The 20,340-nt window shown below is 67.2% G+C and carries 16 protein-coding genes and 2 pseudogenes; 8 read left to right on the top strand and 10 right to left on the bottom strand.

The features are described 5' to 3' along the window. The first annotated feature begins 55 nt into the window (after positions 1–55). The 4 genes from waaF (at position 56) to PL79_RS15075 (ending at position 3,324) form a co-directional block, all read left to right on the top strand. Positions 56–1,093, top strand: coding sequence for a lipopolysaccharide heptosyltransferase II (gene waaF / locus PL79_RS15090; RefSeq protein ID WP_044844509.1), 1,038 nt, complete (start codon positions 56–58; stop codon positions 1,091–1,093). A 115-nt stretch (positions 1,094–1,208) separates the two neighbouring features. Beyond that, positions 1,209–1,655 carry a nuclear transport factor 2 family protein gene (locus tag PL79_RS15085; RefSeq protein ID WP_006749968.1) on the top strand — a complete coding sequence of 149 codons (447 nt, stop codon included), beginning with the start codon at positions 1,209–1,211 and terminating at the stop codon, positions 1,653–1,655. 33 nt (positions 1,656–1,688) lie between these two features. After that, positions 1,689–2,726, top strand: coding sequence for a hydrolase (locus PL79_RS15080; protein ID WP_044844510.1), 1,038 nt, complete (start codon positions 1,689–1,691; stop codon positions 2,724–2,726). Further along, on the top strand, positions 2,719–3,324 hold the full coding sequence (locus PL79_RS15075; protein WP_044844511.1) for a DUF2946 family protein: 606 nt from the start codon (positions 2,719–2,721) through the stop codon (positions 3,322–3,324). The genes PL79_RS15080 and PL79_RS15075 overlap by 8 nt, the downstream gene beginning before the upstream one ends. A gap of 30 nt (positions 3,325–3,354) precedes the next feature. On the opposite strand, the pseudogene PL79_RS15070 reads toward PL79_RS15075, so the two are convergent. Beyond that, a pseudogene (locus PL79_RS15070) lies at positions 3,355–5,046 on the bottom strand (M48 family metalloprotease). A 273-nt stretch (positions 5,047–5,319) separates the two neighbouring features. Between PL79_RS15070 and moaC the strand changes: the two are divergent. The 4 genes from moaC (at position 5,320) to PL79_RS15050 (ending at position 10,948) form a co-directional block, all read left to right on the top strand. Continuing rightward, on the top strand, positions 5,320–5,808 hold the full coding sequence (gene moaC / locus PL79_RS15065) for a cyclic pyranopterin monophosphate synthase MoaC (RefSeq protein ID WP_044844513.1): 489 nt from the start codon (positions 5,320–5,322) through the stop codon (positions 5,806–5,808). A 215-nt stretch (positions 5,809–6,023) separates the two neighbouring features. Next, complete coding sequence (locus tag PL79_RS15060) at positions 6,024–8,711, top strand: type VI secretion system Vgr family protein (RefSeq protein WP_044844514.1); 2,688 nt, start codon at positions 6,024–6,026, stop codon at positions 8,709–8,711. After that, a complete protein-coding gene (locus tag PL79_RS15055) occupies positions 8,704–9,684 on the top strand; it encodes a hypothetical protein (RefSeq protein ID WP_044844515.1) in 981 nt (326 codons plus the stop codon). The genes PL79_RS15060 and PL79_RS15055 overlap by 8 nt, the downstream gene beginning before the upstream one ends. 79 nt (positions 9,685–9,763) lie before the next feature. Beyond that, positions 9,764–10,948, top strand: a complete 1,185-nt coding sequence (locus tag PL79_RS15050; RefSeq protein ID WP_044844516.1) for a WD40/YVTN/BNR-like repeat-containing protein — start codon at positions 9,764–9,766, stop codon at positions 10,946–10,948. 122 nt (positions 10,949–11,070) lie between these two features. On the opposite strand, the gene PL79_RS36625 is transcribed toward PL79_RS15050, so the two are convergent. The 9 genes and pseudogenes from PL79_RS36625 to recA all read right to left on the bottom strand — a co-directional run bounded on the left by PL79_RS36625 (position 11,071) and on the right by recA (position 20,229). Next, the gene (locus tag PL79_RS36625) at positions 11,071–11,778 is read right to left on the bottom strand and encodes a TonB family protein (RefSeq protein WP_235879273.1); all 708 of its coding nucleotides are present in this window, start codon (positions 11,776–11,778) and stop codon (positions 11,071–11,073) included. Between the two features lie 62 nt (positions 11,779–11,840). Next, a complete protein-coding gene (locus PL79_RS15040; protein ID WP_044844518.1) occupies positions 11,841–13,619 on the bottom strand; it encodes a PglL family O-oligosaccharyltransferase in 1,779 nt (592 codons plus the stop codon). Positions 13,620–13,786: 167 nt separating this feature from the next. After that, positions 13,787–14,379: pseudogene (locus tag PL79_RS15035) on the bottom strand (pilin). 97 nt (positions 14,380–14,476) lie between these two features. Continuing rightward, positions 14,477–15,181 carry a TerC family protein gene (locus tag PL79_RS15030; RefSeq protein ID WP_044844520.1) on the bottom strand — a complete coding sequence of 235 codons (705 nt, stop codon included), beginning with the start codon at positions 15,179–15,181 and terminating at the stop codon, positions 14,477–14,479. A 168-nt stretch (positions 15,182–15,349) separates the two neighbouring features. Continuing rightward, a complete protein-coding gene (sucD, locus tag PL79_RS15025; protein WP_006477916.1) occupies positions 15,350–16,231 on the bottom strand; it encodes a succinate--CoA ligase subunit alpha in 882 nt (293 codons plus the stop codon). Between the two features lie 68 nt (positions 16,232–16,299). Then, positions 16,300–17,466, bottom strand: coding sequence for an ADP-forming succinate--CoA ligase subunit beta (gene sucC, locus PL79_RS15020; RefSeq protein ID WP_006755512.1), 1,167 nt, complete (start codon positions 17,464–17,466; stop codon positions 16,300–16,302). Positions 17,467–17,534: 68 nt separating this feature from the next. Then, positions 17,535–18,143 carry a DUF2889 domain-containing protein gene (locus PL79_RS15015; protein WP_044844521.1) on the bottom strand — a complete coding sequence of 203 codons (609 nt, stop codon included), beginning with the start codon at positions 18,141–18,143 and terminating at the stop codon, positions 17,535–17,537. A gap of 146 nt (positions 18,144–18,289) precedes the next feature. Beyond that, positions 18,290–19,159, bottom strand: coding sequence for a recombination regulator RecX (gene recX / locus PL79_RS15010; protein WP_044844522.1), 870 nt, complete (start codon positions 19,157–19,159; stop codon positions 18,290–18,292). Then, positions 19,159–20,229: a recombinase RecA gene (recA, locus tag PL79_RS15005; protein ID WP_044844523.1), complete on the bottom strand. Its 1,071-nt coding sequence runs from the start codon at positions 20,227–20,229 to the stop codon at positions 19,159–19,161. Before recA ends, recX begins: the two co-directional genes overlap by 1 nt. Between the last annotated feature and the right edge of the window lie 111 nt (positions 20,230–20,340).

Raw genomic sequence — 20,340 nt, 5'->3', positions numbered from 1 at the left:
ACCCGAACGCGGTGCCTGTGCACCGTGCTTCATTACGACATCGGAAGTCGACCTGATGCGTCGAGCGCTGGTTATCGCACCGAACTGGATCGGTGACGCATTGATGGCGCAGCCGCTTTTTGCGCTGCTGAAGAAGCTCCATCCCCGCATCGCGATCGATGCCGTCGCGCCCACCTGGGTCGCGCCCGTGCTCGAGCGGATGCCCGAGATCCACGATGTCTACGCGACCGACCTCGCGCACGGCAAGCTGCAGCTGCTGCGCCGCTGGCAGCTCGCGAGCGACCTGCGCGACGTCGGCTACGACGCGGCGTACGTGCTGCCGAATTCGCTGAAGTCCGCGGTGATCCCGTGGCTCGCGAACATCCCGCTGCGGATCGGCTACACGGGCGAGCACCGCTACGGCCTGCTGAACGTGCGGCACGCGAACCCGGACAAGTCGGCCGAGCGAGCGCCGATGACGACCCACTACGCGGCGCTCGCGTATGCGCCGGGCGCGAAGCTGCCCGAGTCGATGAAGACGCTGCCCGCGCCGCGCCTCGACGCCGACCTGAACGAGACGGCGCGCGTGTCCGCGCGTTTCAATCTCGATACGCGCAAGCCGCTCGTCGTGTTCTGCCCCGGCGCGGAATACGGCCCGGCCAAGCGCTGGCCGCCCGAGCATTTCGCGACGCTCGCGACGATCGTCCACCAGTCGTTCCCGTACACGCAGATCGTCGCGCTCGGCTCGCAGAAGGATGCCGCCGCCGCGCAGGCGATCGCCGACCACGCGCCGAACGTGCGCAACCTGTGCGGGCAGACGTCGCTGTCCGAGGCATGTGCGCTGATCGCGCGCGCGAACGCGGTCGTGACCAACGATTCGGGGCTGATGCACGTCGCGGCCGCGTTGCGCCGGCCGCTCGTCGCGCTGTACGGATCGACCGATCCGCGCCACACTCCTCCGCTGTCTGACCTGGCGAAGGTACAATGGCTGCATCTCGAATGCAGTCCCTGCTTCGAACGCGAGTGCCCGCTCGGCCATCTGAAGTGCCTGCGCGAACTCGGTCCCGAGCAGGTATTCGGCGATTTGCGCGGCATGCTCGTCGGGCAGCGCTGACCCTGGCCGGCAGCGTCGCACGACGCGCCGGGCAATCCGATTCACCGGTGTACGGCGGCTCCATCCGGGCCGCCGTGCTGAATACGGCGCGCGACGCGCGCGAGAGATAACCCCGATGCCACGTTTTGCCCGCCTTTTCGAAGCCGCTGCCGATACGCTGAACGCCTACTACCAGGCCGTCGCCGATGCCAATCTCGACGCGCTGCTGGGGTTGTGGATCGACGAGGACTTCGCCAGCTGCGTCTGGGCCGACGGCGAGCATCTGCACGGCCTCGACCAGATCCGCAGCGGGCTGGCCAACCGGCTCGCGACGCGCCCCGTGACGATCGAACCGCTCGACATCCGCGTATACGACAGCCTCGGCACCGTCGTCTACACGATCGCCGAAGCGCATCAGCAGGCCGACCTGACGGCCGAACCCGACATGGTTTTCGCCACGTACGTGATGATTCACGAACGCGGCGAGTGGCGCATCGCGCATATTCACGCGAGCCCGATTCCCGAACAAGCGGCCGGACAATTCGCCGCGAAGATCCGTCACGGGCAGGGTCCGCTGCACTGACGAAGAACGAAGCAACGCATTAGCGGGGCGATCATGAGTACGGCTTCTCCGCCCACCTCGCCGCTGACCGGGGCCCCGGCCCCCGACGACGATTCACTGCGCTATCGCGCACCGCGCTGGCTGCCGAACAGCCATGCCCAAACCATCGTGCCCGCGCTGTTCGCACGGCGTCCGGCGGTCGCGTACCGACGCGAGCGATGGGAAACCCCCGACCACGACTTCATCGATCTCGACTGGGTCGCGCATCTCGACAGTGCCGCGCCGCCGCCCGACGCGCCGCTGTTCGTGCTGTTCCACGGCCTCGAAGGCAGTTCCGGCTCGCACTACGCGCTGGCAATGATGGCCGCCGCGCGCGCGAAGGGCTGGCACGCGGTCGTCCCGCACTTTCGCAGCTGCAGCGGCGAGCTCAACCGGCAGCCGCGCTTCTACCATCTCGCCGACAGCGCCGAGGTCGACTGGATCCTGCGCCGGCTCGCCGCGCGGCATCGCGGGCCGATCGTCGCGGCCGGCGTGTCGCTCGGCGGCAACGTGCTGCTGCGCTGGCTCGGCGAGCACCGCAGCGACACGTCGATCGTGCACGCGGCCGCCGCGATCTCGACGCCGATCGACGTGCACGCGGGCGGCCGCGCGCTGTCGCAGGGCTTCGCGATGGTCTATACGCGCAGCTTCCTGAAGACGCTGAAACGCAAGGCGCTCGCGAAGCTCGACCAGTATCCGGGGCTGTTCGACCGCGACGCGATGCTGCGGGCCGTGACGATGCGCGACTTCGACGAAGTCGTGACCGCACCGCTGCACGGCTTCGCCGACGCCGACGACTACTGGACCCAGGCCACGACGCGCCCGCTGCTGCCCGCGATCGACGTGCCCACCTTGATCCTCAACGCCCGCAACGATCCGTTCCTGCCCGAATCCGCGCTGCCGAGCGCCGCCGACGTGTCGCCGGCCGTCGAGCTCGACCAGCCGGCGGACGGCGGCCATGCGGGATTCATGACCGGGCCGTTCCCCGGCCGCCTCGACTGGCTGTCGGCGCGGGTGTTCGGCTATTGCTCGAAATTCGTCGACCATGGATGACATCGTCAGGCAGGCCCTCGCCAAGTGGCCGAACGTGCCGCACTGCACCGGCTGGCTGCTGCTCGACCGGCGCGGCGAATGGCGGCTGCGCGACGACGCCGCGCAGGCCGCCGGCGAGCTCGGCTCGCCGGTCCGGCATGCGGCGCTGAACGCGTTCATCGGGCGCAACTACGAATGCGATGCGCACGGCCAGTGGTTCTTCCAGAACGGGCCGCAACGCGTGTACGTCGAGCTCGCCTATACGCCGTGGGTCGTGCGCCTGGCCGAGCGCGACGGGCAGCTCACGCTGGCCGACCAGACCGGCGCGCCGTTCGAGCCGGACGCCGCATGGCTCGACGATGCGGGCGGCGTGCTGTTGCGCGCGCCCGGCACGCCGCCGCGCATCGCGGCGTTGCACGACCACGACCTCGGCCTGTTCGCCGATCACGCGGACTTCGACGCGACGCCGCCCGTGCTGCGCTGGCGCGACGGGCGCACGCTGCCGCTCGGCAGTCTCGCCCGTGCCGACGTGCCGGCGACGTTCGGCTTCGTCGCGAGTCCCGCGCAGCGGGCGCACGATACGTCGGGCGCGCCGAACGGCGGCAGCACCGGAAGCTGAAGCGCAACCGCCCTGCCCGCCTGACGGCCGTCATCCGCGGCCGTTCTTCTCGTCCTCGCGCTCTTCCTTGTAGCGCGCCTCGAATTCCAGCAGCCGCGCGCCGATGATCGACTGGTCGTAGAACGACACGTCCTTCGCGTCGCGCGCCTCCTTCAGCTGGCGAATCGCCGACGGCCACGCGCCGTCGAGCGCCAGCTTCTCCGCGAGCGCGCGGCGCGCGCGAGCACGTCGCCACGGCCGTCGCTCGCCTTCGCGAGGTAATCCCACCAGTCCGGCTGCTCGGGGTCCGCCCGCGTCTGGGTGCGCGCGAGCGCCTGCGCGTCGGCGAAGCGGCGCGCGGCGATCAGCGCCTGCAGGTGCGCGAGATCGCCGCATGCGACGCCGGCCAGCGCCGCTGCGCGAGCGCGCGAGCCGCACCGCGTCGTCGGTCCGTCCCGCGCGGCGGGCGATGTCGGCCGCAAGCACGTCGAGGCTCGGCGAACTCGTCGCCGGATCGTCCGCGCGCCGCTCGCGCGCGTCGAACGCGGCGCGCGCCGACGCGAGCGCCTTGTCGGCCGCATCGTACTGGCCGAGCAGCGTGTTCGCGAGCGCGATCCCGTACGCGTTCGCCGCGACGTTCGGTGCCGTCCGATCGTCGAGCTCGAGCTGCATCCGGCGCGCCTCGGCCGCGATGTCGTTCGGCGCGCGGTTCTGCAGAATGCGCAACCGCGCGCGCACGAAGCCATATTCGGCCGACTGGCGCGGCTGCCGATACGGCGCGCGGCGTGCGCGATCCTCCATGTCGGCGATCCGCTCGCCCGTCAGCGGGTGCGTGCGCGCATAGGCCGGCACGCCCGCGTCGCCCATCGACGTGCGCTCGAGCCGTTCGAAGAAGCCCGGCATCCCGTACGGGTCGTAGCCGGCACCGGCGAGCAGCTGGAATCCGACGCGGTCGGCTTCGCGCTCGGCCGACCGCGAGAAGCGCAGCTGGTTGTCGACCGCATAGGCCTGCCCGCCCATCGCGATCGCGCTGCCGAGATCGCCGCTGCGCGCGAGCACGCCTGCCAGCACGCCGAGCAGCATCGTCGCGAGCGCGGTGTAGCCGGTCTTCTCGTTCGCGCCGATCATCCGCGCGATGTGCCGCTGCAGCACGTGGCCCATCTCGTGGCCGACCACCGATGCGAGTTCGGATTCCGTCTGCGTCGTGACGACCAGCCCGCTGTTGATGCCGATGAAGCCGCCCGGCATCGAGAACGCGTTGATCTGCGGATCGCGCACCGGGAACAGTTCGAAGTCCGGCATGTAGCCGCCGATGTAGCGCGCCGCCGCAGCCGCCGCGAGCCGCTTCGCGATCGCGTTCAGGTAATCGCGTGCGAGCCAGTCGTCGAGATAGTCCGGATCGCGCCGCACCTCGCGCATCACGCGCTCGCCGAGACGGCGTTCGGCCTGCGGCGTGAGCGAACCGCCGGAGCCGTCGCCGAGGTCGGGCAGCTCCAGCGTGCGCAGCGGCGCGCGCAGGCTCGCGCCGGGCGCGGACGCGCCGTCGGCGCCGGCAAACCGGCTTTCCGCGCCGCCGTAGGTGCCGAACACGCCGGTCGCGATGCCCGACGGCACCGTGGAGATCGACGGCGAGGCGCCGGTCGCCGGCTCGAGCGGCTGCGCGGAGGTGCGCTGTGCATGGCCGCTCGGCGGCAGCACGAGCGCCGCCGACAGCAACACGGCAAGCAACTGTTTGACACGCATGGCAGGATGAAAGCGACGCCGCCTCGCGCGCCGGGCGCGCATTGCGGCGTGTGGTCTGAATATTCGGGTCATTGTACCGGCGACATCGCAACTGTCCCGTGCGGCAAGCGCGCCATCTGCGCGCCCGGTGCTGCGTATGCCACTGCTATGATAGGCGCCCGTTGAAACGTTGGATCGGATCGGGGTGCAGAGTGGGATTCGGCGCCCCGGCCGGTCACGAAGCAGGATCGGGTGACGTGCTCGCGCACGCACGCCGTTCCACTGGAGCAAGACATGTCAGGACTGACCCATTTCGACGCTGCCGGCCACGCACACATGGTCGACGTCGGCGGCAAGCAGGAAACGCAACGCATCGCGATCGCGCGCGGCACGATCCGGATGCTGCCGGCGACCTTCGCGCTGATCCGCGACGGCAAGGCGAAGAAAGGCGACGTGCTCGGCGTTGCGCGCATCGCCGCGATCCAGGGCGCGAAGCGCACCGCCGACCTCATTCCGCTGTGTCACCCGCTCGCGCTGACGCGCGTGGCCGTCGACTTCGAACTCGACGATGCGCTGCCGGGCGTGCACTGCGTCGCGCAGGTCGAGACGTTCGGGCGGACCGGCGTCGAGATGGAAGCGCTGACGGCCGTGCAGGTCGGGTTGCTCACCGTGTACGACATGTGCAAGGCGGTGGATCGCGGGATGGTGATCACCGAGGTGAGCGTGCGGGAAAAGCGCGGCGGGAAGTCGGGGGACTGGAAGGCGGAGGATGTCGCGGGCTGAGCGGCCCGGGCCTGGTCGATCCGGCCTGAACCACCCACGCCCGATCATTGCCCGACCGGATGACGTGCGCACCCTGCCCCGTCAGGCCGACGCGCCGACCGCATTTGAAATGTCGTTGAAAGGCAAATTCGAGATAGCTGGCGTTTATCTCATACAATTGGCGGATTCCGCACGGGAGAGCGTGCGACCCAGCACAAAAAAAGCGAGCACGGGTGATGAATTCGCAAGCATTGAGAAACGCGCGGCTGGCCGGGCCGATCCAGGACGAACGACTCGTCCAGCTAGAGACGCCGCTCGGCCCTGACGTCCTGCTGCCCCATCGCGTCAAGGGACGCTCCCGGCTCGGGCGTCATTTCGAGTTCACCGTCGACGCCGTGTCGGTGTCCGACGACATCGAGCTCAAGAAGCTGATCGCGCAGCCCGTCACGCTGCGGATCCAGCAGGCCGACAAGTCGTACGCGCCACACCACGGGTACGTGCACGCTGCCCGCCGGCTCGGGTCGGACAGCGGCCTCACGCACTACCAGATCGTCTTCGCGTCGTTCCTGCACTTCCTGAAGTTCCGCCGCGACCAGCGCATCTGGCAGGACAAAGCCGCCGACGAGATCATCGCCGACGTCCTGAACCAGCACCCGCAAGCCAGGGGCTGCTTCGACTTCAGGCTCTACCAGCCGCTGCCGTCCCGCTCGTTCTGCATGCAATACGAGGACGACTGGAACTTCGTGCACCGCCTGCTGGAATCGGAAGGCCTGTACGGTTTCTGGGAGCAGGCGCAAGACGGCAAGTCGCACACGCTCGTCGTCGTCGACCGGATCGACGCGCTGCCCGCGCTGTCGCCGCCGACCGTGCGCTTTCATCACGCCGGCGCACGCGACGAGGCCGACACGCTCGTCCAGTTCTCCGGCACGCGCACGCTGCGCAGCGTCGAGCGTACGACGCGCACGTTCGACTACAAGCAGCCGCCTACCGCATCGAATCCGAAGGCGACTCATCTGCCGACGATCGCGAACCAGGGCGACCTGCCGCAGCAGCTCGAAGTCTACGAATACACCGGCGCCTACACGTACCCCGAACAGTCTCGCGGCGACCATCTGTCGAAGCTCTGGATGGAGCAGCAGGAGTCGCTTGCGAAGCGTTTTCACGGCATCGGCGGCGTCCGGCGCATGGATGCGGGACGCACGTTCGAGCTCGCCGATCACCCCGAACACGACAAGGACGACGCGGGCCAGTGCCGCTTCGCGGTGATCGAGACGGCCTGGCTGATCGCCAACAACCTGCCCGTCGCCGACCGACAGGCCGCGTTCCCGCACAGCCTGCAGGCCGACATCGGCGCGCTCGTGCGGGCCGACGTCGCGGACCTGTCGTACGTCCGGCATCCGGACGGCAGCGAGGGTATTTTCCAGGTCAACATCGAGGCGCAGCGCACGACGGTGCCGTTCCGCAGCCCGTTCGAGCACGCGAAACCACCGATGCACCTGCAATCCGCGATCGTCGTCGCACCGCAGGGCGAAGAAGTCCACACCGACGCGCTCAACCGGGTCAAGGTTCGATTCCATTGGGACCGCCTGAACGACGGCGACGAGAAGGCGTCGTGCTGGCTGCGTGCCACGGCGTCGGATTCCGGAAACGGCTATGGTGCCGTTCATCCGCATCGCAGCGGCGAGGAAGTGCTGGTCGACTTCCTCGGCGGCGACTGCGATCGTCCGATCATCGTCGGCAAGGTCTACAACGGTGCGACGAGCCCGCAATGGCACAGCAACGGCATCCTGTCCGGTTACCGGTCGAAGGAATATGCGGGTGCCGGCTACAACCAGCTGGTGCTCGACGACGCGACGTCGCAGAACCGCGTACACCTGTACAGCAGCCAGGCCAACACGCACCTGCACCTGGGCTACCTGATCGACCACACGGGCAACGATCGCGGCGGCTATCTCGGCAGCGGCTTCGACCTGCGCTCGGATGCATACGGCGCGGTGCGCGCGAGCCGCGGGCTGTACGTCACGACGCACCCGAAGCAGCCGGCAAGCCAGCCGCTCGACGTGAAGGAAACGCAACAGCAGCTCGTCCGCGCGGAAGGCCTGATGGAAACGATGTCGGAGGTCAGCGCGCAGCATCAGGGGGAGTCGCTCGACCCCGGCCACACGGCGCTGAAGCAGTTCAGCGATGCGACGCAAAACAGCGTGAGCGGCAGCACCGCGGGCGGCAGGACCGCCGGCGGCGGCACCGGCACGGCCAACGCGTTCACGGAGCCCGTGATGCTGTTCGGCAGCCCGGCCGGCATCGCGCTGTCGACGCAGCAGTCCGTGCAGTTCGCCGCGGACCGGCACGTCAACCTCGTCAGCGGACAAAGCACGCACGTCGCGGCCGGCAAGTCGCTGATCGCGAGCGTCCTCGACCGGATCAGCCTGTTCGCGCAGAACGCAGGCATGAAGCTGTTCGCCGGCAAGGGCAAGGTGGAAATCCAGGCGCAGGCGGACAACATCGAACTGACCGCGCAGAAGGCGCTGAAACTGGTGGCGGCCACGCAGTCGATCGAAGGCGCGGCAGCGAAGGAAATCCTGCTGACTTCCGGCGGCGCCTACATCCGCATCGCGGACGGCAACATCGAGGTGCACGCGCCCGGCAAGATCGACATCAAGGGTGCGCAGCACCTGTTCAACGGCCCCACGCACCTGTCGCAAACCATGCCGACGCTGCCGAACTCGAGCGGCAACTACGACCAGGCGTTCATCGCGCACTGGGCCGGCACCGACATTCCGGTCGCGAATACGCGATACCAGATGTTCTCGAACGGCACGCTGATCTCGGAAGGCGTCACCAACGCGGCAGGCGAGACCGGGCTCACGCAGAGCCACGTGCCGCACGACGTCGTCGTCAAGTTCTTGGGGAAATCGAATGGCTGACGTGCAACAGAAGGACAACGTGCTGGGTACCGGCGCGGGGATGCTGACGCCGACGGGGTACAAGGATCGGCCGAAGGTGGCGATCAATATCTGCGACAAGCATGTGACGCCGGCGGCGGATTCCATCGTTGGTACTTGCCCGTTCTACTACCTGCCGCTTCACGGCGAATACTGGGAAACGGTAGAGAAGGTCAGCGTGTCGAGCGCATGGGAGACCGTGAAGAAATTCGCAACGTCATGGGATCCGTGGAAAGACAAGAAAGTCGTCCATGAACTGCTGCATCGGCGAGAGGAACTGATCAAACCGAAAAGCACCGATTCGGACTGGTCCCGCCACGGCAATTTCATGATGCGTCATATCGGGTGCGGGCATAAGCCGCCCGATTACTATGTGAGTTACGGCTACTACTATTGCTCGGATTACGGCGCCAATCTGTATCCCGCCCTCACGATAAAAGGAAAGAAATGGCTGGATAACGCGCGCTGGTGGCTTCAGAAATACATCGAGATCGGGCTGTATCAGAACATGCAGGGAAACCAGATCGCATTCAATAGCGCGAAACCGGGAAACGGCAAGCTCTCGATGCAGGTGAAGCGATACGAACTGGAACTGGACAAGGGCGGAGATACGTTCAAGACCTTCGCCTTTGTCACTCACCCATTGGCGTATCTGGACGGAGGGCTGGCCGGCCTGCCGGTCTCGGATCTCATCAAGATCGGCAGGCGGCCGAACATCGAGGAATGGGCCGACGGGCGCACGCGCAAACAGGCAATCGACGCGGGCATTCCCGTCGCCAAGGCAAAAGCGCGCGAATGGAGCAAGGACGCGGTCGACAAAGCCCGCGAGTGGGGCTCGGACGCCACCGACAAGGCGCGCGAGTGGGGCTCGGACGCCGCCGACAAGGCACGCGAGTGGGGTTCGGATGCGGCCGACGAAGTTAACCGCGCGCTCGAACGTTTGCTGAAAAAGTGACATGCGAAAACACAAGCGCTGGAAATGGATCGCCGGTGGCCTCGTTGCCCTGGCCATTGCAACATACGGGTACGTGAATATGACGACGGGCTGGGAGACGATTTCGACAAGCTTCATGCGGGACGACGCGCCGTATGGCGGCGGCAACTTCCGCATCAAGGGCAACGACGTGATGAGCGTCAAGCTCGCCAATCCCGAGGTGACGTTCAAGCCGCAGGCCGAATCGAACGAGCCGCAGCGGCCCGAGCCGACCGAAGCATGGATGAACGACACCGGCGAGTTGCTGAACCGCATGACGATCAGCTTCTTCCGCGGCACGATCGACGGCGGGATGAAGCGCCATTTCCAGCAGGTCGGCCAGGAGGCCGCCTGGTGGTACTCGCCGGACTGGACCGTTCAGTTCATCAGCACGTCATGGATGAACTACAAAGCTCCCGAGGCGCACGGCGGCGACGCGCCGCAAACTACCAGGCTGTGGAAATCGAGCAATGGCGGCCAGACATGGTCGCAACTTCAATGGCCCGAAAACCGGAACATCGGCCGCCTGCTCTTTCTCGATCCGCAGCGTGGCTACGCGGCGGGCTGGGGCCCCCGCATATGGCGGACCGCGGACGGCGGAAACACGTGGCAGGCGATCGACGTGCCGGCCGATGCCCACACCGGCAGCGACACGCGCCAGGATTTCAATGCAATCAGCCTCGGCCCGGACGGGGTCCTGCGGATCGCCTACTACGTCGCACAGACTGCCGAAGCGCCGGGTCACAGCGTGGTCGATCGGCTCGACTGGGGGCAGCACGCATTCGTGACGGATACCGTGCTGCCAGGCCAGGTCGTCACTGCGCTCGACACCACGCCGCCCACGCCGGGATCAGGATCACGTTATTCGCTGTACACGCTGTCGCATCTCGACAAGCCGCAAAACGGCGAGGGTCCCGACAACGGCCGCCGGACGGGCGCCATTTCCACGTGGACGAACGACCATCCCGAGGCCGTGCAGCAACTGCGCACGTTCGACGAGAAGCTCACGCTCGACAGCATGAGCATCGGTCGCAACGGCCTCCTGCTCGTCTATGCGACCGATCCGAACTCCGGAAGCGGCGGCACCGGCGGCGGCGCACCGGTCGACCTGACGTTCAGCAGCACCGACGCCGGCAAGTCGTGGAATAAAACGACCGACAAGACCGCACAGGGCGGCTACTTCGACGCGCAGACCAACACGCTGTACTGGCTGCATGCCTATACGCTGAAGAAACGGACCTTCTGAAGCGCGCACCGGAAGCCTCGGTGGCCGGCCCTCGCTGCGGCTGCGCGATCGCGAGCCGCAGCGAACTGCCTCGCGTACGACGGCCCTGGCCGCACATGCATCAGGGGCCAAGGTGCCTCGCGTCACTCGCCGCGACGCGGCTCGAACACGAACGGTTGCGTGAGCAGGAACGGATTCGCGGTGGCGCCGGTCTGCGCGCAGCTCGCATGTGTCATCGCGTCGACGGCCGCGCGGTCTGCCGCGGCATTGCGGCTGCTCGTCGTCACGGTGACGTTCTGGGCTTCGCCCGAGGTCGTCATCAGCGCGCGCACGAGCACGGTGACGGGACGCGTGAGCGGCTTCGCGCCATCCGGGTAGACGGCGCGCGGAATGCGGCAGGTCAGCTTGCTTTCCTGCGACGACGACAGCATCGCGCAGCCGGAAAGCAGCATGGCGACGGCAGGCAGGATCAGGATGGTCGAGCGAAGAGCCATGGTCGAATATCGTTCTTGAGTACTGTTGTTGCGGACGATTGCCGCGCCGGCCGACATCGTCCGGCAGCATCGCGTGCATCGCCCCGCGCCGCGGCCATCGGACCGGCGCCCCGTTGCGGCCGCACGACCGATGGTTGCCCGGTCGCGATCCTGCTGCGCGGGTTCCCGGAAATCCGGGGGCAGCGTTCGTGCCGGCAGCCCGCTCCGGGCGGCCATGCTCGCGAACGCTTTCGCGCATTGTGCACGCGCCGCCTCGCGCGTGGCGGCGATTTGACAATGGTTGACGCGAATCGCGCCATATCCGGCGGGCATCCATTCTTCGCGGGAAGCAATCGCCGCACCGTCCCGGGCCGCCATCGCTCCCCTGCTCCACCGCAATCCGACCGACGCCGGGATTCCCCGCCCGGCGCCGCGCGGCGTCACTCCGAATCGTCGTCCGAGTCGTCGTCGTCCGCGTCGGCCGGGACTTCTCCGTACTTCGCGACCACCGCCGCCTTGAACGCCTTCAGCGCCGGCTGCTGGTCGCACAGCTTGTACAGCAACGCAAGCTGCTGCGGCCAATCCTTCAACTCCTTCGCGAACACATGCAGGCGCGCAACCGTATCGAGCGCGTCGGCGTCGCGGCCGGCCAGCGCCTGCAGCGCCGCATAGCGGCGCAGCACCGTCTCGCCGGGCAGCAGCGCGATCGCGCGCTCGTGCGCGACGAGCTTGAGCGGCAGGTTGTCCGGCGAAATCGTCAGCAGCGTGGCCGCGCCGTAATCGCCCCACGCGCCGAACAGCAGCGACGGCGCGTCGCGGTACTGCGCGGCCGGATCGCTGCCGTAGTACAGCACTTCCGCGCGCTGGTAGTCGCGCAGCACGGGCACTGCCGCCAGCACGCCGCCGACCGACAGCACCGCGAACAGCCCGAACGCCGCGCGGCCCGGCAGGATACGCAGCGGCTTCACGTCGAGCAGGCCGATCACGAACATCGCCGGCAGCAGGAAGAACATGTATTGCTGCGGATATTCGACGAGCGCATGCATCAGCAGGATGCCGATCAGCGCGAGGCCAAACACGCGCGTGCTCGACTGCGGCGCGCGCACCGCGCGCACGAACCATGTAACGAGCGCGACGACGAGCACGCCGAGGCCGACGAGGCCGGACTTCGCGAGCAGGTCGATGAAGATGTCGTGCGAGTTGTTCGCGATCTCGACACCGCCGAGCGTACGCACGAGCGCGAACTGATGCGACGGGAATTCGCCCCAGCCGACGCCGAGCAACGGATGCTCGCGGAACATCGCAAGCCCGTACTTCCACAGCGCGAGGCGCGGCGCGATCTGCCCCGCGTCGCGCATCCGGTCGGCCGCCGACTCGGCGAGCCCCAGGTGGAAGTGCACGTTGGCCCAGCGAACCGCGACGTTCACCGCGACGAAGATCACCGCGAGCGCGACCGGCATCAGCCATGCGCGGCGGTTGCCCGGCGCGCGGCGCGACTCGATCCATGCCATCCAGAAACCCGCGACGACCAGCACCGCGACCTGCAGCCACGGGCCGCGCGACACCGTCAGCGCGAGCCCGACCGACAGCGCGATCGACAGCGCGAGCCACGCCCATGCCGCGAGCCGGCGCGTCTGCGCCAGATACAGCGCGCCCGCGAGCGCGAACGCGATGTAGGTCGCCAGGTGGTTCGCCTGCGCCATGTTGCCGTACGGGCGGCGATCGACCGTGATGTTGTACACGACGACGAACGGCGACACCGCGGACTCGAGATGGAACAGCTGAACGATCTGGCTCGCGACCGCGAACACCCCGCCGACGAGCAGCGCGCCGGACATCATTCGCGCGACGGCTTCGGCGAGCCCCTCGCGCGCGAGCGTGTAGCCGGCCTGCATCGCGACCAGCGCGGCGGCCAGATAGCCGACCGCCAGCCAGTTCATCGACGGCACCTTCAGCGGCATCAGCGCGACCTGCGCGATCAGCACCGCCGCGAACCCGAGCGGCGCGACGAACGCGGCCGGCGCGGCGAACGGCTCGGCCGGGCGGCCCGTGCGCGCGAGCAGGACGACGGAGAGCCCCACCAGCAGATACAGCACCAGCGCGGCAAATTCTGAATAGAAGGTTGGAATCGGATACGTGTGATTCGTGATCGAGTACGGCACGATCAGGGCGACAGCCAGCGCAACGAGCGGCAACGAACGGGAAAAAGTAGAAGGCATGAGCGAACCGGATGTCAGCAACCGGCACTATACAAAACTTTCCCCGCTCTGTGCGGCCCGTCGCACGTCACCCGACGCGGCCGCGACCGGTGCGACCGGCGGAACCCGCCGGCACGGCGGGCGCCGTGCCGTGCGGGCGGCCCGGCACGCGCCGGCATGCCCCGCCCCTACGCGCGGCATTCCGCCGGCGCATATTTCGCGGGCAACGTCGCGGCTCCGGCAGCGGGCCCGCTCCCGGCGCCGGGAGCGACGACGCAGCCTTGCCGGCGGCAAAGCACTCCCATGCGATCGCCCCGGCCTGCATCGTGCCCTTTTTCAGCGGTACGCGCGCGGTCGGCGTATCGGCCTTGTCCGGCGCGGACGGCACGAGGACGAGCGTATTCGCGCCGGCCGCGGCGACGCGGGCGGTAAACGCCACCGTGATCTGGCCCGTGTCGCCGTCGATGACGACGGATTCGACGTTGCGGGTGGCGGCCGGCGGGCTGTAGCCGCCGTCGAGGCCCGCGCCGCTCGCGGCATTGTCGGCGACCGCGAGCCGCGCGGACGACGCGAGCGCGAGCCCCTCGCCGACACGCGAGCGCGCGAGGTAATCCTGGTACGCGGGAATCGCATAGGCCGCGATCACGCCAACGATCGCGAGCACGATCATCAGCTCGATCAGCGTGAAGCCGGCCGGCCGCCAGCGCGGCGCCGGCCGGCGCGCGCGCCGCAGATCGGCGGCGATGCGACGGAACAGGGAAACGGAAAAGGCTTCGAACATGACTGGCTCCGGAAACGAAAAACGCCTGCCGGATCAGGCAGGCGTTTCGATCGTAGCCAGCGGGCCGCGGCCCCGGCAGTCGGCCGGACGGCCAACGTCAATGCGCGCGCGGGACGCCGCGGCGGCGCCGGAGCGCGTAACCCGCGGTGACGACGAACAGCGCGCCGGCGATGCTCGCGCCGTAGATCGCGGCCTGCGTATCGAGTACCGGCCAGCGGTCGCCGACCGGGTCGTGCACCATCAGCCCGCCGGCGATCCAGCCCAGCAGCCCGGCGCCCAGCGCGACGACGACCGGAAAGCGGTCGAGCAGCTTCAGCACGAGCGTGCTGCCCCACACGATGATCGGCACGCTGACGACGAGCCCGAAGATCACCAGCGCCAGCCGGTGCGACGGATCGGCCTGCTCGGCCGCGCCGGCGATCGCGATCACGTTGTCGAGGCTCATCACGGCGTCGGCGATCACGATCGTCTTCACCGCGTCCCACAGCCGGTCGGCCGGCTTCACGTTGTCGTGCGCATCGGCGTCCGGCGCCATCAGCTTGACGCCGATCCACAGCAGCAGCAGGCCGCCGCCGAACTTCAGGAACGGCACGTCGAGCAGCACGACCGCGAATGCGATCAGCGCGACCCGCAGCAGGATCGCGCCGGCCGTGCCCCACACGACGCCGCGCAGCCGCTGGTTGGCGGGCAGGTTGCGGCATGCGAGCGCGATCACGACCGCGTTGTCGCCGCCGAGGAGAATGTCGATGATGACGATCTGAAACACCGCGCCCCAGTGGAGCGACGTCAGGAATTCAAGCATGAGCAGTATCGGGTGATCGGGTGCGGGGCAACGGCTGTCGAACAGGCGGCCCGGGTCAATGCCGGGACATGCATCGCGCAGCCCCGGGGCTTACAAATTCATTGCGCGAGCATAACAAAAAACGCCGGCGAAGCCGGCGTTTTCTGCAGGACGAACCCAGGGGAAATATTACAGCGCCTTCTTCAGCAGACGGCCCATCTCCGACGGGTTGCGCGTGACGGTGATGCCGCACGCTTCCATGATTTCCAGCTTCGCTTCGGCCGTATCCGCACCGCCCGAGATCAGCGCGCCGGCGTGGCCCATGCGCTTGCCCGGAGGCGCCGTGACGCCCGCGATGAAGCCGACGACCGGCTTCTTCATGTTGTCCTTGATCCACTCGGCGGCATTGGCTTCGTCCGGACCGCCGATTTCGCCGATCATCACGACCGCATCCGTATCCGGATCGTCGTTGAACATCTTCATCACGTCGATGTGCTTCAGACCGTTGATCGGGTCGCCGCCGATACCGACTGCCGACGACTGGCCGAGGCCCAGCGCCGTCAGCTGCGCAACCGCTTCATACGTCAGCGTGCCCGAACGCGACACGACGCCGATGCGGCCCTTGCGGTGGATGTGACCCGGCATGATGCCGATCTTCAGCTCGTCCGGCGTGATCGTGCCCGGGCAGTTCGGCCCGAGCAGCAGCGTCTTGCGGCCTTCGCGACGCATGCGGTCCTTCACTTCGATCATGTCGCGCACGGGGATGCCTTCCGTGATGCAGATCGCGAGATCGAGGTCGGCTTCGACCGCTTCCCAGATCGCAGCAGCAGCACCTGCCGGCGGAACGTAGATGACCGACACGGTCGCGCCGGTTTCGGCCTTCGCTTCCTTGACGCTCGCGTAGATCGGAATGCCTTCGAAGTCTTCGCCGGCCTTCTTCGGGTTCACGCCCGCGACGAATGCTTCGCGGCCGTTTGCGTATTCACGGCAGGCGCGCGTGTGGAATTGACCGGTCTTGCCGGTAATGCCCTGCGTGATGACCTTCGTGTCCTTGTTGATCAGAATCGACATGTATTTTGACCTCTGTTCGATTGGCGTCGCGTGCAAACCGCGCCGCCATACCTATTCATTGAGCGCGCTTACTTGCCTGCGGCAGCCGCGACAACCTTCTGCGCAGCCTCTTCCATGCTGTCCGCCGAGATGATCGGCAGGCCCGAATCGGCCAGCATCTTCTTGCCGAGGTCTTCGTTCGTGCCCTTCATGCGCACGACGAGCGGCACGTTCAGGTTCACGGCCTTCGAACCGGCGATCACGCCTTCCGCGATCACGTCGCAGCGCATGATGCCGCCGAAGATGTTCACGAGGATCGCCTTCAGGTCCGGGTTCTTCAGCATCAGCTTGAACGCTTCCGTGACCTTCTCGGTCGTCGCACCGCCGCCGACGTCCAGGAAGTTCGCCGGCTCGCCGCCGAACAGCTTGATCGTGTCCATCGTCGCCATCGCGAGGCCTGCGCCGTTCACGAGACAGCCGATGTTGCCGTCGAGCGAGATGTACGCGAGGTCGAACTTCGACGCTTCGATTTCAGCCGGATCTTCTTCGTCCAGGTCGCGGTACGCGACGATTTCCGGGTGACGGAACAGCGCGTTCGAGTCGAAGTTGAACTTCGCGTCGAGTGCGATGACCTTGCCGTCGCCGGAGACGTTCAGCGGGTTGATTTCAGCCAGCGATGCGTCGGTTTCCCAGAATGCCTTGTACAGGCCTTGCAGGATCGCGCGTGCTTGCGGGATCGAAGCAGCCGGCACGCCGATCTTCGCGGCGAGGTCGTCGGCTTGCGCGTCGAGCAGGCCCGTCGACGGCTCGACGATGACCTTGTGGATCAGTTCCGGGTGCTTTTCGGCGACTTCCTCGATGTCCATGCCGCCTTCGCTCGAACCCATCAGCACGATCTTCTGCGAGATGCGGTCGACGACGAGGCTGACATACAGTTCCTGCTTGATGTCGGCGCCTTCTTCGATCATCAGGCGGTTGACCTTCTGGCCTTCCGGACCGGTCTGGTGCGTGACGAGCTGCATGCCGAGGATCTGGTTCGCGTATTCGCGGACCTGCTCGATCGACTTCGCCACCTTCACGCCGCCGCCCTTGCCACGGCCACCCGCGTGAATCTGAGCCTTCACGACCCAAACCGGGCCGCCGAGCTCTTCTGCCACCTTGACGGCCTCGTCAACCGAGAACGCCGGCTTGCCGCGCGGTACCGCGACTCCGAATTTCCGCAGGATTTCCTTACCCTGGTACTCGTGAATCTTCATGCGTGATTCCCTTCAGTCTGAGAGTTGGATGAAATGTCGCTTAAGACGCTTCTTCGAATGATTTCCGTTCATTCCTTCGTGCTGCCCTCACCGGGCAGATCCGGCCGAAGCGGGCCGTACCACCGCGGGTAGTACTGCCGCACGACCTCGCCGTCGAACCGCAATGCCCGGCAGCGGCCGAGCTGGAAAGGCGGCTCGACGTGCTCGCCGTCATGGTCCGGCCCTTCGCCGCCCTCTTCGCGCACGTTCCACACGTCACCGGCGAACGCCTGGATCGCTGCCGTCGGCAGCACGGCGCACAGTTCGGTCAGATGGGAACAGCCCGCGACGCCGGCGAGCAGCCGGTTCGCGTTGCGGCGGAAATTGCGGAAGAGGTTGAGCCCGATGAGGGCCCGATAGGCGGGAGGGGCGGATTGACAGTGACCGGGATAGGGAACCCACTCCGAAGACGCTTCGGCGTCGACGACATTGAGGTCACGATCGATGGTCACGCGCAGCCAGAGTTCGTGGATCGGCAGGCCCTGGGGCCGGATGCCCGACGCAAGCGCGACATCGCGCGGCTTGTGGTCGGTCAGGCAGGCTTCGATGTCCCACAAGCCGTCGTCGCGCTCGTAGGCTTCCGCTCGGATTGCGCGTCGATGTCGCAACTGACGGGGCACGGGCTCGGATAGCGGCATGCTGGAGGTTGAGGCCGAAGAGGAAAACCCGTGGATTTTAGCATATTGGGTATTTGAGGCATCCGGCCGCGACGGCGGGTATTCCCGCCTGTCCGGAAACGGTTGCATTGCAGCAAAATCGCGCGCAGCGCGCGCGACCGAAGCGGTCAGTCGTCGATCGGGAAATCGTCGCCAACCTTCAGCAACTTCACGATGGTCGCGCTCGAAAAGCCGCGCGCGGCAAGGAAGCGCGCCTGCTTCGCGCGCTCGGCGGGCGTTTGCGGCAGTGCACCGAATTTCTTGCGCCAGACGGCCTGCGCGCGCGTCCACTCGGTCTCGCGCAACTGCGCATTCACTTCCTCGACGAGGTTGTCGCCGACCGCATGGCGCTTCAGTTCGCTGACGATGCGTGCGACGCCGACGCGCGATGCGCGGCGATGCACGAGGCTCTCGGCAAAGCGTGCATCGGACAGCCAGCCTTCCTGTTCCAGCGCATCGAGCACCGGCTCGACCGATTCGTCCTCGCAGACGTACGGCGCGAGCTTGCGCGCGAGTTCGGCGCGGCTGTATTCGCGCCGTGACAGATAGCCGAGTGCGCGGCCCTTCAGCGAACGCGGCGGTTTCGACGACTTGCGCCCGGTGGCGCCGGACTCGTCGCCGGAAGCAGCGCTGCCTGAACCGCCGGCCGCACGGCGTGTGCGACGCGGATGCTGGCTGCTGCGCGTATACACATCTTCCTTGATCGACGCCGCCGCATCGGCTGCGCGCTCGCCCGGGAAGCCGACACCGGACACGCGACGGCGCGACCGGTCGTGCGCGTCGAACGATTCGTCGTCGTCGAACGGATCGACCGGTGCGGTGATCTCAAACGAAACGAGGGCATCGTCGGATGCCCTCGTCGCGGTGCGGTGCGCGGACTGACTGCCCGCGCCCCGCCGGTCGGCACCCGAGGATGCGGCTCGCCGGCCGGAGCGGCCCGCCGTGTCGGGCGCGTCGCTCGGGTCCGGTTCGCCAGCGTGACCTCGGCGCCCGACCATCACTCTTCTTCGTCCATCGCCTCGGCTTCGTCGACTACGCCATCGGGCATCGCGGCAACGCCGAGCGACTCGCGAATGCGGTTTTCGATCTCGCGGGCGATTTCCGGGTTCTCGCGCAGGAATTCACGCGCGTTGTCCTTGCCCTGGCCGATCTTCTCGCCGTTGTAGCTGTACCAGGCGCCGGCCTTGTCGACGATCTTCGCCTGCACGCCGAGATCGATGATCTCGCCCTGGCGCGAAATGCCTTCGCCGTACAGGATGTCGAAGATCGCTTCGCGGAACGGCGGCGACACCTTGTTCTTGACGACCTTCACGCGGGTTTCGTTGCCGATCACCTCGTCGTTCTTCTTGATCGAGCCGATCCGGCGGATATCCAGACGCACCGACGAGTAGAACTTCAGCGCGTTGCCGCCCGTCGTGGTTTCCGGGTTGCCGAACATCACGCCGATCTTCATCCGGATCTGGTTGATGAAGATCACGAGGCAGTTCGTGCGCTTGATCGTGCCGGTCAGCTTGCGCAGCGCCTGCGACATCAGGCGAGCCTGCAGGCCCGGCAGCGAATCGCCCATCTCGCCTTCGATTTCGGCCTTCGGCACGAGCGCCGCGACCGAGTCGATGACGATCATGTCGATCGAGCCCGAGCGCACCAGCGCGTCGGTGATTTCGAGCGCCTGCTCGCCGGTGTCCGGCTGCGAGATCAGCAGCTCCGGCACGTTCACGCCGAGCTTCGCTGCATATTGGACGTCGAGCGCGTGCTCGGCGTCGATGAACGCTGCGGTGCCGCCCAGCTTCTGCAACTCGGCGATGACCTGCAGCGTGAGCGTGGTTTTACCCGACGATTCCGGACCGTAGATCTCGACCACCCGGCCGCGCGGCAGACCGCCGACGCCGAGCGCGATATCGAGACCCAGCGAGCCCGTGGAGACGACCTGGATGTCTTCGGCCGCTTCGCCGTCGCCCATCCGCATGATCGACCCTTTGCCGAACTGCTTCTCGATCTGCGCGAGTGCGGCCGCCAGCGCCTTGCTCTTCTCGGCGGTCATCCCGGAGCCCTTCTTGCTATCTTCCATGAATCGTCCTTTGCTATGATGAGCAGCGTCTGTCAGAGGCGCGCCCGCTTTCAAGCGCTGCCCACGAATGCAGACACTGTATAAAAAAACAGTGTTTTATGCAAGCCCGCA

Source organism: Burkholderia sp. USMB20 (genome assembly GCF_000949135.2).
Classification (GTDB): domain Bacteria; phylum Pseudomonadota; class Gammaproteobacteria; order Burkholderiales; family Burkholderiaceae; genus Burkholderia.
This window is presented reverse-complemented; position numbering and strand designations above follow the sequence as displayed.